The organism is Terribacillus aidingensis, from assembly GCF_040703035.1.
GTDB lineage: Bacteria > Bacillota > Bacilli > Bacillales > Amphibacillaceae > Terribacillus.
In genome coordinates, this window is sequence record NZ_CP159996.1 from 2,974,939 (window position 1) to 2,992,487 (window position 17,549).

16 protein-coding genes are annotated in these 17,549 nt (G+C 44.5%); 6 read left to right on the forward strand and 10 right to left on the reverse strand.

Translation table 11 applies throughout. The annotated features are described in order from the left end of the window. Positions 1-11: 11 nt before the first annotated feature. The 3 genes from ABXS78_RS15475 to ABXS78_RS15485 all read right to left on the reverse strand — a co-directional run bounded on the left by ABXS78_RS15475 (position 12) and on the right by ABXS78_RS15485 (position 1,962). Positions 12-662 (reverse strand): DUF4247 domain-containing protein, encoded by a 651-nt coding sequence (locus ABXS78_RS15475; RefSeq protein WP_366247948.1) that lies wholly within the window; start codon positions 660-662, stop codon positions 12-14. Positions 663-757: 95 nt separating this feature from the next. Continuing rightward, positions 758-1,426 (reverse strand): PspA/IM30 family protein, encoded by a 669-nt coding sequence (locus ABXS78_RS15480; RefSeq protein ID WP_095221268.1) that lies wholly within the window; start codon positions 1,424-1,426, stop codon positions 758-760. Positions 1,427-1,449: 23 nt separating this feature from the next. Beyond that, a complete protein-coding gene (locus ABXS78_RS15485; RefSeq protein ID WP_095221270.1) occupies positions 1,450-1,962 on the reverse strand; it encodes a DUF4178 domain-containing protein in 513 nt (170 codons plus the stop codon). Positions 1,963-2,154: 192 nt separating this feature from the next. Between ABXS78_RS15485 and uvsE the strand changes: the two genes are divergently transcribed. Further along, on the forward strand, positions 2,155-3,111 hold the full coding sequence (uvsE, locus tag ABXS78_RS15490) for a UV DNA damage repair endonuclease UvsE (protein ID WP_366247949.1): 957 nt from the start codon (positions 2,155-2,157) through the stop codon (positions 3,109-3,111). Between the two features lie 33 nt (positions 3,112-3,144). Here uvsE and ABXS78_RS15495 read toward each other — a convergent pair whose 3' ends face one another. The 3 genes from ABXS78_RS15495 to ABXS78_RS15505 all read right to left on the reverse strand — a co-directional run bounded on the left by ABXS78_RS15495 (position 3,145) and on the right by ABXS78_RS15505 (position 9,202). Beyond that, entirely contained in the window at positions 3,145-5,376 is a 2,232-nt protein-coding gene (locus tag ABXS78_RS15495) for a S8 family serine peptidase (protein ID WP_366247950.1), read from the reverse strand. Positions 5,377-5,485: 109 nt separating this feature from the next. After that, positions 5,486-7,411 (reverse strand): S8 family peptidase, encoded by a 1,926-nt coding sequence (locus tag ABXS78_RS15500; protein ID WP_366247951.1) that lies wholly within the window; start codon positions 7,409-7,411, stop codon positions 5,486-5,488. Between the two features lie 201 nt (positions 7,412-7,612). Continuing rightward, positions 7,613-9,202 carry a SulP family inorganic anion transporter gene (locus tag ABXS78_RS15505; protein WP_366247952.1) on the reverse strand — a complete coding sequence of 530 codons (1,590 nt, stop codon included), beginning with the start codon at positions 9,200-9,202 and terminating at the stop codon, positions 7,613-7,615. A gap of 482 nt (positions 9,203-9,684) precedes the next feature. Here ABXS78_RS15505 and ABXS78_RS15510 point away from each other — a divergent pair, with 482 nt between their 5' ends. Both ABXS78_RS15510 and ABXS78_RS15515 read left to right on the forward strand, forming a co-directional pair. Continuing rightward, positions 9,685-9,993, forward strand: a complete 309-nt coding sequence (locus tag ABXS78_RS15510; protein WP_095221276.1) for a metalloregulator ArsR/SmtB family transcription factor — start codon at positions 9,685-9,687, stop codon at positions 9,991-9,993. 18 nt (positions 9,994-10,011) lie between these two features. Then, a complete protein-coding gene (locus ABXS78_RS15515; RefSeq protein WP_366247953.1) occupies positions 10,012-10,980 on the forward strand; it encodes a cation diffusion facilitator family transporter in 969 nt (322 codons plus the stop codon). 73 nt (positions 10,981-11,053) lie between these two features. On the opposite strand, the gene ABXS78_RS15520 is transcribed toward ABXS78_RS15515, so the two are convergent. The 4 genes from ABXS78_RS15520 to ABXS78_RS15535 all read right to left on the reverse strand — a co-directional run bounded on the left by ABXS78_RS15520 (position 11,054) and on the right by ABXS78_RS15535 (position 15,009). Then, the gene (locus tag ABXS78_RS15520) at positions 11,054-11,461 is read right to left on the reverse strand and encodes a hypothetical protein (protein WP_366247954.1); all 408 of its coding nucleotides are present in this window, start codon (positions 11,459-11,461) and stop codon (positions 11,054-11,056) included. Between the two features lie 89 nt (positions 11,462-11,550). Then, a complete protein-coding gene (locus ABXS78_RS15525; protein WP_366247955.1) occupies positions 11,551-12,801 on the reverse strand; it encodes an MFS transporter in 1,251 nt (416 codons plus the stop codon). 97 nt (positions 12,802-12,898) lie between these two features. Next, positions 12,899-13,864, reverse strand: coding sequence for an alpha/beta hydrolase (locus ABXS78_RS15530; protein ID WP_366247956.1), 966 nt, complete (start codon positions 13,862-13,864; stop codon positions 12,899-12,901). Between the two features lie 47 nt (positions 13,865-13,911). Continuing rightward, positions 13,912-15,009, reverse strand: coding sequence for an FAD-dependent oxidoreductase (locus ABXS78_RS15535; RefSeq protein ID WP_366247957.1), 1,098 nt, complete (start codon positions 15,007-15,009; stop codon positions 13,912-13,914). Between the two features lie 110 nt (positions 15,010-15,119). Between ABXS78_RS15535 and pepT the strand changes: the two genes are divergently transcribed. The 3 genes from pepT to ABXS78_RS15550 all read left to right on the forward strand — a co-directional run bounded on the left by pepT (position 15,120) and on the right by ABXS78_RS15550 (position 17,527). Continuing rightward, the gene (pepT, locus tag ABXS78_RS15540) at positions 15,120-16,352 is read left to right on the forward strand and encodes a peptidase T (RefSeq protein WP_366247958.1); all 1,233 of its coding nucleotides are present in this window, start codon (positions 15,120-15,122) and stop codon (positions 16,350-16,352) included. 102 nt (positions 16,353-16,454) lie between these two features. Next, entirely contained in the window at positions 16,455-16,907 is a 453-nt protein-coding gene (locus ABXS78_RS15545) for a MarR family transcriptional regulator (RefSeq protein ID WP_366247959.1), read from the forward strand. Positions 16,908-16,921: 14 nt separating this feature from the next. Then, positions 16,922-17,527 carry an alpha/beta hydrolase gene (locus ABXS78_RS15550; RefSeq protein WP_366247960.1) on the forward strand — a complete coding sequence of 202 codons (606 nt, stop codon included), beginning with the start codon at positions 16,922-16,924 and terminating at the stop codon, positions 17,525-17,527. Positions 17,528-17,549 lie beyond the last annotated feature (22 nt).

Consider the following 17,549-nt stretch of genomic DNA (forward strand, 5'->3'; position numbering starts at 1 on the left):
CTTAATTTTGATTATTTACCTGCATCCGGTCCGCCGCCACGATAGTTGGACGTACCGCGTCTCGTACTGCTGCCCGAACCACCGCTATCATCATTCGACCGATATGTTGACGTGTAGCCGCCATAACAGCCGCCATTCTGACAAGTATCCATTCTGTTCTGGCTCCAGTTACTGCCAAAGAGGGAATTCAACAGGGCAAATGTAAAGAATGTATTCAAATAGTTCGGTGAGTAGTTATTTCGTACAAATGTACGATCTGCTACTTCCATCAATGTGACATCGCTATCTTCGTCACTCGGTTTCAAGGTAATGAAAACATCGTCATAAATCATCATCAGCTGTCCGTTTTTCTTGTCGCTGATTTCATCCGGACCTTCGGCTTGCTTAAATAACTCTTCCAATTCATCTACTGTATAAAGGCGTGTCGCATACACATTTGCACTACCGCGTCTTTCACCGGAAACAACATCAAGCAAATAAAAGTTATTGTCGATCAACGTTTCGATCGATTCACCTACACTATTCTCAAATTTAGACGTGACTGTCTCCTTGTCCGGTTCATCAGGTATTTCGCTGACAGAAGCAGTTTGCTCATCGGAATTACCGCACCCGGCCAGAATAACAACAAATACAAGACAAAGACCCGCCAGCCAGTATTTCATGAAGGCTCCTCCCTTCTTTCGATTTCCTTATGTAAAGCAGACAGACGAAAACCCTTGCTTCACGCAAGGGTCAGCCTGCCGATGGCTATGGCTGCTTATTCTTTACCCATTTTCTTTTTCAGGGCAGCTAACTCATCGTCTACACCATTCTTCTCAAGAGCAGCGAATTCATCATCCAGGGATCGGTTAGATCGGGACATATCCTCGCTCGTCTCAGCTTCTGCTTCATACTGCAATACTTTTTCTTCCATGCGCTCGAAACCGCCGCGGGACTCGTCGCTGCCAATATTGGACATTGTACGGTTCATCTTTGTACGTGTTTTGGCAGATTCTGCACGTGCCTTGAGGGAATCTTTTTTCAGTTTCATTTCCCCGTATTCCTTTTTCATCTCATCCAGCTTCTGACGGATGGACGCTACATCGCTTGATGCACGCTCCCATGATGCGTAAAGTGAATCAGCTGTCTGCTGATGCGTCTGCTTATCTTCCAAAGCGCGGCGAGCCAAATCATCATTGCCAGCTTCAATCGCTGTCTCCGCTTGCTGCTGACGTTTATCAGCCATTGCCTTGGCATCATCGTATTTGCGTTTCAGCATCTTTTCGTTTGCAATTTGCTTCGCTACCGCTGTTTCTGCTTCACGGATATCTGCTTCCATGTCACGCATGAACTGATCCAGCATTTTCACCGGATCTTCTGCTTTATCAAGCATTGCATTCAATTCTGAGTTTACGACTGTTTTTACACGGTTAAAAAATTTAAACATACAATTCGCTCCCTTTAATTAATTTAATTTGAACCCGCAATGATTTTAATTTCACGCGGTTTGATTTCATAACCATAGCTGACTTCAATTTCGCTTCCCCAGCCTTCGAGACCAAGGAAATGCTCTTCATCTTCATCATAATAATCGGCAAAATGGACGATTGAGCCATTCACATTACGACTTCTTCCTTCACCGACGACTCGAGCTTCACCTTGCTCATCAAGGAAGTAAGTCCGGCCTTCGTGCGTCAGCTGCTTCGGATATGGTTTTGATACCGAAAGCGGAATTTTTTTATATATACCCAGCTCCAGTTCATCATCCATCTCAGCAGAGAGCCAAAGGATCGTATCCCCTTCCACCAGCTGGTAGTCGAACCATTCATAGCTCCCTTGACGGGAAGTGATTTTTCCGACTACTTCATAGGTGACCAAGTCATATTCGACAATGTCGCCCACTTGGATGGACAGTGCATTGCGTTCCCTTACAGCAGGACGCTCAGGGGACTTTTTCTTGAATATACGGGAAAGAATACCCAAAACCTTTCACCATCCTCTTATCTTGTATCTTATATACGGGCAGGGATACAGAAGGTTTCAAACTTTTTTCCTGCTTGTCTCTAATTATACAGGTGTACAGTCATACATGCATGCACTTGCTGCGGCGAAACAGGATTATCAATGTCAAAAGAAGGGGAAAATAGCTACAGATTGTCACAAAGGAGAAATTTTATGATCATCCGTTTCGGCTACGTATCTACCGCATTGAATTTATATGAAGCATCGCCAGCAAAAACCATGACATTTGCCAGGTGGTCCAAGCTTGAGAAAGAAGAAAGATTGGCACAGCTGCAAGCACTCACAAGGGAAAACCTAGAGCGGACGATTCGAATCCTTCATTATAATATTGCCCACCAGATCAAACTTTACCGTTTCTCTTCCTCTCTTGCGCCACTGGCGACACATGAGGAAGTAGGATGGGATTATATTACACCCTTGACAGACTTGTACGAGGAGATCGGAAGGCTCGTGCGGGATTACGGTATTCGTGTAAGCTTTCATCCGAATCAGTTTACCCTTTTTACAAGCGATAAACCGCATATTACGGGAAATGCTGTTAAAGATATGCAATACCATTACAATATGCTGACTGCTATGGGATTAGAAGACGAAGCATATATCAACATCCATGTAGGCGGAGCATACGGAAACAAAGAACTTGCCCTGGAGCGTTTCCATAAGAATATCAAGCAGCTTCCAGATCCGATCAAGAGACAGATGACGCTGGAGAACGATGACAAAACGTATACAACAACTGAAACGTTGGAAGTATGCGAGAGACATAACATTCCAATGATGTTCGATATCCATCATTACATGGCAAATCATGCAGAAGAAGAGCCATTAGAAGACATTCTTCCGCGTTTTATGGCCACATGGAAAGAACGTAAACATGTACCAAAAGTCCATACGTCTTCTCCTAAATCAGAGAAGGCATATCGCAGTCATGCTGATTATGTAGATGTGGAATTCCTGATGCCTTTGATCAAGCATTTGAAAGAAATCGACCAATCAGTGGATTTCATGATTGAAGCAAAACAAAAGGATAAAGCTGCGTTACAGCTGGCAGAGGATGTCGCTCGCATACGGGGTGTGAAAAGAATTGGCGAGGCTACCGTAGAATTATAAAAAACAGGCATTCCGATGATGGAATGCCTGTTTTCATTTCACTTTGATTGCTTTAATTCGATTTTGTAAATTTTTCTTTTCAGTAGAGGATTTCAGCTTATCAACTGCCGACTGAGCAGATTGCTTAGCCTTTTTCGTTTTGTCTTTCTCCGCTTTCTTCACTTTCGATTTAGCGTCAATCAGTTTCTTTGCATCCGCCGCTTTTACCTTCACTTTATCAAGACGCTTCTGAAGATTATCCTTATCCTTGCCGGATTGCAGCTCCTTGAGTGCATTCTGTGCCTTCTGAATATTAAAATCGCTAATGTTCTTCTCAGCTGCCTTCACCAGATCATTTGCTGACTTGATTTGGGCCTGCTTCACCTTATCAAGACGTTTCTGCAAATCTGTTTTGTCTTTGCCATTAGTCAGTTTTTTCACAGATTGCTGGGCATCATCAACATTCTTTTTAGTCTTGCTTTTCTCCGCCTTACTGGTTTTGTCTTTTGCTTCCTGTACTAGCAGAGCTTGCTTTACCTTATCTAAGCGCTTTTGCAGATTATTCTTTTCGGTTTTATCTGTCACTTTATTGATGGCAAATTGTGCTGCATCAATGTCTGTTTTCTTCTTGCTCTTTTCCGCTTTGGCGGCTTTGTCCTTCGCTTCCTGCAGCGTTAGAGCTTGTTTCACTTTATCCAATCGCTTCTGAAGGTTTTTCTTTTCAGTGCTATCCGTTACTTTATTGATGGCAGATTGTGCTGCATCAATATCTGTTTTCTTCTTGCTCTTTTCCGCTTTGGCGGCTTTGTCCTTCGCTTCCTGCAGCGTTAGAGCTTGTTTCACTTTATCCAATCGCTTCTGAAGGTTTTTCTTTTCAGTGCTATCTGTAACTTTATTGATGGCGGATTGCGCTGCATCAATATCTGCTTTACTTTTGCTCTTCTCCGCTTTGGTAACCTTATCCTTTGTTTCCTGTAGCGTTAGCGCTTGTTTTACTTTATCAAGCCGCTTTTGCAAATTCTGCTTGTCCTTATTATTCGATAAGGCCGCTACGAGTTTCTGTGCTGTATCATAGTTTCCCTGATTGCTAGCTTTCTCAGCTAGCTCAACGGCCTCCAAGGCTGGCTGATACCCTTTATCTTTCTCAGACTGATATTGGACTAGCCCGTAACCGAATAGACTGTCCCGGCCTTTTTGCCCAAGGTCCTTGCTATATCGCTGCAAACGTGTGCGCAGCTGATCATTCGCTTCATTCGGGTATTGCTGTTTCAACAGCGCAAGCATCGCTGTCACATGCGGTGTGGCTTGTGAAGTTCCGCTCATCATCGCATAATAGGTACCAAGATAGGTGCTTGTAATATCTGCTCCTGGCGCAGATAGTTCTACCTTACTTCCTACTGAAGAGAAGGAAGCGATGTTATTTTGCGATTCAGAAGCAGAAACAGCAATCACTTTGTCGAAGGCTGCCGGATAATCCAATGGTCGGCCTGCCCCTTCATTCCCGCTTGCTGCAACCAGCAAGATGCCTTTCTGGTATGCTTTATCCACAGCATCCTGTAATGCCATGCTCTTATAAGCAGTTCCCATGCTCATATTGATAATGTTCATATCATTGGATATTGCCCAATCGATACCTTCCAGCAGATCCGAGAGATTTCCTCGGCCGGCATTATCCAGCGCTTTGACTGCATATAACTGTGCATCCGGTGCAACACCATAGGTTCCATATCGATTATGCTTTGCTCCAATGATACCGGCCACATGCGTCCCGTGCCCTTCATCATCTTTATAAGAGGACGTATAGCTTACAGCGGAGTATCCTCCTGCTATTTTTAAATCCTCATGTGGATATATTCCACTATCTATTACGGCAATTTTGACACCTTTGCCAGTTAAGCCTTCGTTCCAGGCAAGGGACGCCTGGATTGGCTTTAAGTTCCATTGATCTAAAATTGGAGATGCAGCTTCTTTTACAGCTCGAATGCTTGTAATTCCGTTATCGGAAACTGAAATCTTAACGTCCGGCTCGACATACTTAATGTCCGGATCTTCCTTCAATTCCTCGATCGTTCCGGTATCAGCGGTGATCGCAGCCACCGGCAAATTATCGTATTCCTTTTCGACTGCTGCATCACTTCCCTGAACTGCTTCTTCTCCCTTCTTATTTTCATACACGATAATCATCTGCTTTTCTTCCTCAGCATATGTTTTAACAGCCGGAAACAGGAAAGTCAGACTCAGCAACAACGAAACAAGAAATAGGCTCTTTATCGAAACCTTCATCATTCGCGTAATTTTCCTCTCAATTAAGTGAATTTCATGATACTTATATCGGTCCAAACCAGGAAAACATAATAGCTAATACAAGAGTTTCAAAAAAGATTGATAGCTTCCATTACCTGCTTCTAAATTTAGTGTGTCGGTTCCTCATATAAAGTATCAATCCAGCCGCAGCTAACATGCCCCCTGCCGCAATCAAATTCCCAATTTGGGAGGCTGTATCCGGCAGCTGCTTTCCTTGTTGGTCTTCTGGATTTGCTTTGCCAGCTGATTTATATGTGAAAATAATCTCGTCTGTTACTCTATTGGATTCGTCAATCTGTTGCACAGCCCCTGAATCAACATTCTCCTTTCCAGCAGAGTCAGCCTGTTGCAGCACAGTTTCTAAATCAACTCTCTCCTTCTCAACAAAGTCAGACTCAACCGGTACATGGACTGAATTCCCATCAGTCAGATCGTCATTCACGGAAATGTCCTGAATTGTATCACCTTCTTCGTCATTCCCTTCAGGTGTACCCAGCTGATTTTCTCCGTTTTTAATATGCTGCTCCAATTCATTTATATATGCTGACAGTTCTTCGAGGGTATTAAAATCATCAAGTGTTAGATCTTCAGCTGCAAGCTGAAGATCAAGCTGCTCTCGAGCCAATCCCGCTTTTTCTAAAAGCAAATGTACAGACACTCCATTTATATTTTGATAGATTACGTCATTAACTTCATCAAGGTTTTGGTAGTTGTATAAATCGAAGCCATTTGCAGCAAACAAATCTGCCAGATCATCTATTGTCATTTCTAATTTATTTGCCAAAATACGTAATTCCCCAGCTGTGACTCTATCTTCCTTCACTTCATCTCCTGTATTTCCTGACATGCTTCCCTCCGAGTCATTTGAGAGAAGCTTTTCGTCCTGTACTGGAGCAGGGTATTGAATCAAGCCGTAACCATACAGCTGATCACGCGCTTCCTGCCCGAGATCCTTGGTATACTGTTGCAGCCGTACCCTTAATTGTTCATTTGTATCAGCAGGGAACTGCTGCTTCAATATAGCAAGCAAAGCAGATACATGAGACGTTGCCTGGGATGTGCCGCTCATGATACCATAACCGGAGCCTGGCAATGTACTCTTGATATTTGCTCCTGGTGCGGAAAACTCTACCTTCTCCCCAACCGATGAAAACGCAGCGATATTGTTTTCAGAATCGGTAGCAGAAACAGCAATGACAGGCTCGTAAGCAGCAGGATAATCCACTGGATACCCAGCTCCTTCATTGCCGCTGGCGGCAACTAACAAAATGCCTGCTTGATAAGCCTTTTGCATAGCTTCTTCCAGCGCATCACTTTCATCTGCAGTACCCATGCTCAGATTGATGATGTCCATGTCATTGGAAATAGCCCAATCGATTCCTTCCAATAAATCGGAAAGATATCCTTCCCCGGTATTATCAAGTACTTTGACAGCAAAAAGATCTGCATCCGGTGCTATACCATCTGTTCCTTTTTCATCGTGTTTTGCTCCGATAATTCCCGCTACGTGTGTACCGTGACCTTCATCATCTTCAAAGGATTCTGTGTAATCGACTGTCGAAATACCTCCGGCTACTTGCAAATCCTCGTGGGCAGCAATCCCGCTGTCCATGATGGCAATTTTGACACCTTTTCCTGTCAGACCGTCATGCCATGCCGCAGGAGCCCCAATGGCAGCAAGATTCCATTGATCCGAAACCACTGTTTCGTCCGGCTGCATGTCACCGCTCTCAGCAATTTTGATTTTGCTATCTGGTTCAACATATTTAATATCCGGATCACTCTTCAATTTATCGATTGTAGCTGTATCCGCAGCTATTGTTGCAGCCGAAAGGTGATCATATTGTTCTTCAATCGCAGCATCACTTGCCTCAACTGCTTTTTCACCCTGTTCGTTCTCATAAACGACGACCATACGTTTTTCTTCTTCCGCATATACCTTTTCAGTCGGCAGCTGGAACACTAAACCGACTAGAAGCAAAGCAAAGATACTTTGCTTCATTAAAATTTTATTCATTTGCAATATTCCTCTCAACAATAGAATCCTGCTATTTATATCGGTACAGATTAGCCAATATAAAATGTCTTACACCGAATCAATCAGAATTATGGTTAAGAGATTAGGATTTTTTAACAAGAAATAAGCAAGCAATCCACATTATGTAAAACATGTGGGTTGCTTGCTGTTTTTTGTTAAATCTTTATATAGAGGTTATCCTCATGAAGTACAAATCCGGACAGCGTCCTCCCTCTTATTGACTGTAAACTCCTCCCCGACCTTTGCCAGCAAACCGGTTTTATGAAGCAAACGTTTCGGCTGGCCGTGAACACCAAGGAATAGCAGCTGCTTATCATCCGCTTCATAATAATCGACGAGTTTATGCAAAGCTGCTTCAGCGGATGTATCCATATAAGATACCTTTTGCAAATCAAGGATAAGGGAATCTGGTTCCTCATGTATCGTCTTTTCCACTACTTCCTCCAGGATATCAGTAGATCCGAAGAACAAAGGTCCCTCAAATTGCCACACCCGCACACCATTGGTTTCTTTAACTTGAATTTGTTCGTCTTTTACAAATAGTACAGTGCTCATACGTTTGACGAAAACGACAAATGCTAGTAATAGTCCGCACCCCACACCGACAGTCAGATCAGCAAGGACTGTCAACGCGAAGGTGACAATCAAAATGAAGGAATCAAATGTACGCATCCTGATAATATGGATGACCTCTTTACGTTCACTCATATTCCATGCAACTACCATTAGAATCGGAGCCATGCTGGCAAGCGGGATAGCAGAAGCATAAGGGGCTAGCAAAAGCAGAATGATCAGGACAAAGGCACAATGCACCACTCCGGATACCGGAGAAAAAGCATTACTCCGTATATTGGTAGCGGTCCGGGCTATTGCTCCAGTCGCTGGAATACCTCCGAATAGCGGGACAGCGATATTCGCCACTCCTTGACCAATTAATTCTCTGTTGCTGTGATGTTTCGTTTTCGCCATATTATCAGCAACTGTAGCAGACAGGAGTGATTCTACTCCGCCCAGCAAGGCTATGGCCACTGCAGATGGCAGCAGGTAGATAATCTTGTCCAATGTGAAAGCGGGTAACTGGAGCTGCGGCAGCTGGCTCGGTATATCACCGTACACACTGCCGATGGTTGCCACCTGTCCTTGGAAAAACAGGACTGCTACAACTGTCGATACAATCAAGCCTGCCAGTGCTCCTGGTACTTTTGGCAAGATCTTAGGCGTGAGGAGAATGGCAGCAAGGGATACACCTGCAATGATCAAGCTGTATAGATTGATTGTATCCGCGGCTGCAAGCAGTGCTTGCATTTTCGGGAGGAATCCCTCTTCTTGTTCAGCCTGGATGCCCGTGAAATTCCCGATTTGCCCAGAAAAGATAATGACCGCGATACCTGCTGTAAAACCGACTACTACTGGCCGAGGTATGAATTTGATCAAACTCCCGAGCTTGAGCAGGCCGAAAATGACGAGCAATATCCCAGCCATTATACCTGCCACCAAAAGATCCTGATAGCCAAATTGAATGACAACACCTAAGAGAATCGGAACAAATGCTCCAGTTGGTCCGCCGATTTGGAACCTCGATCCACCAAGCAATGAAATAAGCAGACCGCCGATGATGACTGTATACAGTCCATATTCAGGATTCACTCCTGATGCAATAGCAAAGGACATTCCAAGCGGGATGGCCACGATACCGACAATGATTCCCGCAATGATATCCCGACGCAGCGCTTGCAAATTATAGCCGCTATATCTTCCAAGTCCCTTCATTTCATCACTACCCTTCTTTTTGTTGTCACCTTGCCTTTTCAGTTTGCATACATTGCAAGAAGCGTCCTGCTGCAACCTCCTTTACAGATTCGTTGGAATCAAGTATTCGACAAAAGCTGAAATTTGTATATCATACCCATTGGCTATAAATCCTGCTATTCTCATAAAAGCGTCTTTACTTACTTTAGTTTCTTAATCCTAACTATCTTCCTGCTCACATAGAAGCTAGGTTCGTAAAATATTAGTAAACGTCGTTCTATAGAGGTTTGTTTGTAAAATGTTTGTAAGTTAATCCATCCTATCCATACTTTCTGCCTGTCCCTTTCTGCCTGTGACTAACCACATGTTTAGAAGCTGGTTATCATCCTAATCTCCTCTTTAGATTGTTAGAATTCTTATAAATAAGAGAAAGATTAGAATTTGCTTAGAGTATTTATATATGCTAATATATGCATATAAGCAAATAAGAGGAGCGTCTGCATATGAAGTACGACACACACCCGGAACTGACAGAAGAACGATTGACACATGTATCGCAAATCTTCAAAGCCCTCGGCGATCCGACTAGAATCCGAATCCTGCACTTACTGCTTGATAAGGAGTACAGTGTCAATGAAATAGCGGAGAAGCTTGAGCTGCATCAGTCCACCGTCTCTCATCAGCTGAGCTCAATGAAGAAAATCCGGCTCGTCAAATCGAGGCGGGAAGGCACGACGATCTATTATTCCCACGATGACAAACATGTCATCGATTTACTGACAGAAGCCATCAACCACGCCTGCCATAACTAATAAACCGGAGGAATATGTATGGGACACGGACATGCACACGATCATGGACATGATTATCACCACCATCACGGACATAATGCGAATAAAAAAGCTTTACTGATAAGTTTTATCCTGACAGCTGGATTCATGATGCTGGAAGCAATCGGGGGTTTTCTTACGAACAGCCTTGCCTTGCTGTCGGATGCCGGACATATGCTTAGCGATGCTGTATCTCTCGGAGTCGGCCTGTTTGCATTTATACTCGGCGAACGAGTAGCTAATTATAGTAAAACATATGGCTATAAGCGATTCGAGATTCTGGCCGCCTTATTCAATGGCGTCACTCTCATCCTTGTATCCCTCTACATTTTCTATGAAGCAGTCCAGCGTTTCCGAGATCCAGCGGAGATTGCTTCCGGCGGTATGCTGATTATTGCTGTCATTGGTTTTCTTGTTAATATTCTAGTCGCCTGGATCCTGATGCGAGGTGATACGAGTGAAAATCTGAATGTACGCGCAGCCTTCTTACATGTAATCGGGGATTTGCTCGGATCTGTCGGTGCTATCGCAGCTGCATTGCTCGTGCTTCTGTTCGGTTGGAATTGGGCCGACCCGGTCGCAAGTGTCATTGTAGCCGCCCTAGTAATAATAAGTGGCTGGCGAGTTACAAAGGATGCCATTCATGTACTCATGGAAGGGACGCCACGGAACGTCGAAATGACTAAGATCATTGATTGTATAGAAAAAGCCCCTGGTATCATTGCCATTCATGATTTGCATGTATGGAGCATTACCAGCGGCCAGAATGCCCTTTCCTGCCACGCGGTAGTGGAAGGTGACTTGCTAATCGAGCAGAGTCAGGCCGTGCTGCGCAAGATTGAGCATGATCTAGAGCACTTAGGAATCGGTCATGTGACTATCCAAATGGAAACAGCCGCCCACACACATGAAGAATCACTCATGTGCCAGCATGATGCCGGCTCCCATGCGCATATTCATACACATTAAAAAGACAAGGATACTAGTATCCTCGTCTTTTTTTATGGAAGGAGCAAAACCTCTATCTAGTTGTTCGTTGTAACTAGTTACCAAATAAAAATTCTGCTAAACGTTCTCCAAATAGCATGACCACACCGGAACCAGCACCAAGCACAGAAATGATGCTGATCAAGATAGCACCACTGACACGTAGCTTTTCATTTTTGAAAGTCATATTGGACTGGAGTTCTTGTATATTCCTCTCCTGTTCATATAGCCTTTCCATAAACTTATCCTGTGCTTCCTTTTGCTTTTCCAAGGTATCTGCCATCTTTCCAGTGTGGCTCTCAATGTTTTCCAGCCATCTTCCCAAAGGAAGCAGCTTCTCATTGATGCTAACCAAGTCTTCCTTGATACTGTCGATTTCCTGTTGGAAATCTCCCCGAAGCTTCAGCTGCATTTCCAAGAGCTCTGCACGCGAAATTTGTTCGCTCTTCTTTTCGGGATCCAACCTCTTCTGCCCCTCTCTTCAGCCTGCTCCCTCCCTGGTTTTATAGTATGCATGTACTTTTCTGTCCGATTGTGTCCGCTCCTGTCGTACTACACTGCCTTTTGCTCGGCATTCAGCTTCCTGATATCAAGCTGTGGCGTAATCAAATACATAATGATAGTACCAGCCAGCCCGATCATCGTAAGCAATATCCCCATGGTGATGGATGACAGAAATCCGCTGAGCGTAACGGTCAAGGAAACAATCAGCATGGAGAGGTTATACTGAAGACCACCGAATGCCATGTATGCACTGCGCTTGTCATCCGGCGGAATTGCTGCCATATAGGACTGCTCCACTGGCACTCTGAATACTTCACCAATTGTTAGTACTGCCATCATGATGAACAGCACCCAGATATTATTCGAGAAAGTCAGCGCTGCATATCCCATTGTAAAGATAAGACAGCTGGCAACAAGAACGAATCTGTCCTTCATCCCAACAATAAGCTTGGCGGCAAATAAGGCAAGCAAAGCAACCAGAATGGTATTCTCACTCCGCAAAAAGCCCATCATCTTCACGCCATCCACTTCCCAAAACAGAAATTGCTGTGTCGGCATCTCTTCGGACAATCGGATTCCGATATAACTTGTCAGCTGGAATTCCATGCTCAGGACAAGGATCCCGCCTGCAATAAACCAGACAAACAGCCGATCCTGCATGACCGATTGATAGGTGCCGAAAATCTGGGTGATGTGCTGAAGCGGCTTAATCTCCACTTTCTCCGGAAAATGCGTCTCCGTAATAAAGAAATAGACAACAAACAACGTTCCTGCTGCTGCGATCGTCAGCGCCATGAATAATTGGAATAAATAGTTCTCAAACATGAACGCACCAGCAATACCACCTAAGGCGATAGATAAATTACTAGCCCAATATCCAATAGAATAAATCAAACGTCGCTGATCTGGTGTACTGACATCAATCAGCATGGCGTCATTAGCTGGTCCAGCCAATCCCCAGCAAATACTGTTCACCATGATCATTGCATACGTTATCTCAGCTGATTCGAACCATGGTGAATTACTCACCATCATCATGAAAAATGCCACCAGCCGGAGTGTTTCAGCTATAAGCATGATCTTGCGCCGTCCGAATAAATCACTAAAGTAACCGCCAAGCAAAGACATCCCGATTCCGAGGAATACATTGACAAGAAGCAGCAGTCCTGCCACTTTTGCTCCGAAATGCATTGCTAAGTAGATGGTCATGAATGGGGTTACCATACTGCCGATCAAGCTGGACACGAAGGATTCCACAAGCCTTATCTTTATATTTGGATGAAAATCCCTAAATCGCATCGTATTCCCCCTTTTCTATATTTTCTAATTATATAGATATTTTACAGGAAATTCCATGGTGATTGGAAGAAAAAATGACCCCTGGCTTAGCCAGAGGTCATTCCGAATGTGATTGCAGAAAGTTGATCATATGCTCAAAACTGTATTGCGCTTCTTCCAAATATAATTTCCGTTGGTATTCATGCCCGGCCGCCGGATGGGAAGTGTCAAAGAACATCCTTTCCACTTCCACCCCTTCCTTCTCCAGTTCATCTGCCATTTCCACACTTTGGGGATGCAGTTTATCAGACTCACCGGATGAAATGAAAGTAGGAGGATAATCGTCCGTAATCTGAAATACCGGAGACATGTCTCGCAGTCGTGGGTCATGGCTATAGTTTTTATTTCCTGTATACGACCAAAGGAATGTCGTCATATTGCTGAAACCCGTTTGCTGGGCTTCTTCAAGATTCAATACCCCATTGTAAAGCAATGTACCCCGAACCTGTTCCGGCTGAAGCGCTGAATTCTCGCCAATTACAGATTCTGTAGTTGGGTTGGTAGCCATTGCAGCGACCATGCCCGCAAGGTTTGCACCCGCTGATCCTCCGCCGACGAATACTTGTTCCGTATCACCATGGTAACGGGGTGCTTCTCTCAGCGCAAAGCTGATGGCATCATTCAATTGATAAAGCTGTGTCGGAAAATTATATTCCGGTGCCAGCCCGTAATTAACGTTCACAACAAGATAGCCTTTCGATGCAATCCACATCGTGAATGGATTTTGGGCTTCCTTGTCTCCTCCGATCCATCCGCCGCCATGAATATAGATGACGATCGGAAGCGTTCCTTCCGCATCCTCCGGATAATAAAAGTCCAATTTGCCGTCATAGTTCTCGGTCGGATAGGCAATATCCTTCACGGTTACGACATTTTCCGGGTAAGGCATTTCCGGCTGTTTGTTGCTTTGATCGATTGCCATAAAAGCTCTAATCTCGGAAGAAAAGAGACTGCCGATGAGGAGCAGGATACCGATTGCCAAAATGACAATTCCCAGAATCCAAGCTCTTTTTCTCCGCAACATGCTATCTCTTTCCTCCCCTCTGTCCGCTCATACGCTGTTCTATTAGCTTATAATAAATACGGTGTAATATCCAAGCCTTGCGTCTGTCCAAGTATTACCTCTGCTACAAGCTTGCCGGAATACGGTGCAAGGTTAAGCCCCGCAGGACCAAATCCAGCAGCCAAATGAAGTCCGTCCACATTCTTGACCGGACCAAGAATCGGATAAGGGTTCGGACCTGCAGGGCGAAGGCCGACACGGAATTCTGTCACTTCCTCATCCGCAAGACCAGGCGCTACCTTCAACGCTTCCCGTACCACTTCCTGCATGCCGGCCGCAGTCAGCTTCGTATCGTAGCCTGACCCGACTTCCCTCGTAGCCCCTGCCACAACTTTCCCGCCATCGAAACCGAGCAGATAATGACTGCTTTTCGGAAGAATGACGGGCCAGTTGCTTGTATCGGCATTCACATGCATATGCATGATCTGCCCTTTTTGCGGCTCTACCGGCAGTTTGATGCTAACCGGCTCCAGCAGTTTATTGATCCACGCTCCAGCAGCTGCTACAACAGTATCTGCTTCGATAGTTACCTCGTCGACACACACACCGGTAACCTTGCTTCCTTCATGGAGCAATGATGCTTCTCCCTGCACATACCGTACACCGCGTGCTTCTCCTGCTTCCAGTAAAGCTTGAAGCAGCTGCCGTCCATCAACCCGAGCGGCTCCTTCAAGAAAGAGAGCTGTCATATCTTCCCGCAGCGGCGGGAATTTAACCCGCGCCTCTTCTGCACTCAGTCTTCTGATTTCCCCTATTTCCGGTGTCTCAACCCGCTGTTTATAAGCAAGTTTTTCCAGCTCATCCAGCCGCTTCTTACTTGCACTCACATACAATGCTCCCACTTGCTTATAACTTACATTATTCTGACCATCCTCTTTCAGCATCTCAAGCAGCTCAGGATAATAGATAGCACCTGCTTTGGCTAAACTGAAATAAGGTTTGATTCTTACCCGCTTTGACAGCCAAGGAGAAATGATACCTGCTCCAGCAGCAGTAGCCTGCCCTTTTGCTTTTGAATCGACTATCGTCACTTCGGCTCCTGCTCTGGCCAAATGATAGGCTGTGCTGGCTCCGGCAATTCCTCCGCCCACAACGACAATATGCATTACGTTTCCCCCAATTTCTTTTTCTCCCTATTATACACTCATGCGTCATCTGTTTCAGTGTATACCTTTCATGCTAAACTAGTAATATAAACTTCAAGGAGATGAAGATAATGAAGCAAACATTGATCGACCGACTTTCTACATATGCGAAAGTGGATACACAATCCAATGAAGACATCGAAACAACCCCATCCACCCCAGGACAGCTTGAGCTTGCAAATATGCTTGTTGATGAGCTGAAACAGATTGGGATGGAAGAAGTCACAATCGATGAAAATGGCTATGTAATGGCAACACTGCCGGCCACAACAGATAAAGACATACCAGTTATCGGATTTATGGCACACGTCGATACAGCAACAGATTTCACTGGTAAAAATGTCAATCCGCAAGTGATCGAGAACTTTGACGGAAATGATATCACGCTCAATGAAAAGCTTGATGTCGTTTTGTCCGCAGCTGAATTTCCAGAATTGCCTGGCTACAAAGGGCATACGCTGATGACGACAGATGGAACGACGCTTCTAGGAGCAGATAATAAAGCTGGTATCGCAGAGATCATGACCGCGATGGAATATTTGATTCAGCATCCTGAAATCAAGCATGGCAAAATCCGAATTGCTTTTACACCTGATGAAGAAATCGGTCGTGGACCGCATAAATTCGATGTAGAAGCTTTCGGCGCTACATACGCGTATACAATGGATGGCGGTCCTCTAGGTGAATTGGAGTATGAAAACTTCAATGGTGCTCAAGCCAAAGTTATCTTCAATGGTAATAACGTGCATCCAGGCACAGCTAAAAACAAAATGGTCAATAGCATGAAGATCGCGATGGAATTCCATGCCAAGCTGCCAGAAGATGAAGCACCAGAGTATACAGAAGGACGCGAAGGTTTCTTCCATCTGCTTTCTATTCAAGGAGATGTTGAACAGACTAAGCTCCATTATATTCTGCGGGACCATGACCGGGACAAATTCGAGGCGAAAAAAGCATTGTTCGAAGAAATTACTGCTGAAATCAAAGCAGAATACGGCGACAAGAGTATCCAGCTTGATATGCATGATCAATATTACAATATGCGTGAAAAAATTGAACCTGTCATGGAAATCGTCGATATTGCATCCAATGCAATGAAGCGCCTAAGCATTGAACCAGTAATCAAACCAATTCGCGGTGCGACAGACGGATCCCAAATTTCTTATAAAGGCTTGCCGACACCGAACGTCTTTACAGGCGGTGAAAACTACCATGGCAAGTTCGAATATATCTCCGTCGACAATATGGAAAAAGCAACAAAGGTTATCATAGAAATCGCAAAACTGTTCGAGGAACAAGCTTAATAAACATGGAGCCGGTTTTTCCGGCTCCCCTATCATTGACATTCAGTCATTTATTTCATATAATTATCTCGAATTCGAGATAAAAAGGAAGCGTGAAAGACTATGGCAACTGATAACGTAGGCTTATCGTTAAAACTATTCATTGTACTGACAAGAGCTCTCCAGTCCATCAAGAAAAGGGTCGAGGAAGATATTAAGAAGCAAGGAATCAATTTGACGGAATTCGCTGTGATGGAACTGCTATTCCATAAAGGAGATCAGCCGATCCAGAAAATCGGCAGCAAAGTACTGCTATCCAGCAGCAGCATCAGCTATGTAGTAGACCGCCTTGTTCAAAAAGAAATGATCAGAAGACGTCCCTGCCCAGAGGATCGACGCATTACGTTCGCAACTTTGACCGAAAAAGGACGTGCTTTCATGGAAGATTATTTTCCAAAGCATGAACAAGCGATTCACAGCATTTTAGCAGGTCTTGACGACGATGAAAAAGCTCAAGTCATCGAACATATTAAAACATTAGGATTGTATGCCGAGGGTACTTCGACTGACAAATAAAAGGAGGAACACACATGATACATGTCTTCAAAGCTGCTAAACAAGCAGACAAGCCGACCTTCCTGCTGCTGCACGGTACTGGCGGAACCGAAAGGGATCTTTTGCCGCTGGCTGACCTGATCGATCCTGATGCAGCCGTGTTAAGTGTCCGGGGAAATGTTTCTGAAAATGGCATGCCGCGCTTCTTCAAACGTCTTGCTGAAGGCGTTTTCGATGAAGAGGATTTGATTTTCCGGACAGAAGAACTGCGCAGCTTCCTTGATGAAGCAGCAAAGAAATACGAATTCAATCGAGACAATATTATCGCAATCGGTTATTCCAATGGTGCTAATATTGCAGCCAGCCTCCTGTATCACTATACTGGTTCACTCAAAGGCGCAATTTTACACCATCCAATGGTGCCAAGACGAAATATCACACTTGCAGAGCAGCAAGGAACACCTGTGTTCATCACAGCAGGAGATAACGATCCAATCTGTCCGAAATCCGAAGCAATAGAGCTTGAGCAAATGCTGAAGGAAACTGGTGCTGATGCATCCATACACTGGGAAAGTAATGGTCATAGTCTAACCCATACAGAGGTTCAAGCAGCTGCTGAATGGTACCGTAAACACTTTTAAGCATACGCCTATGGCGTATGCT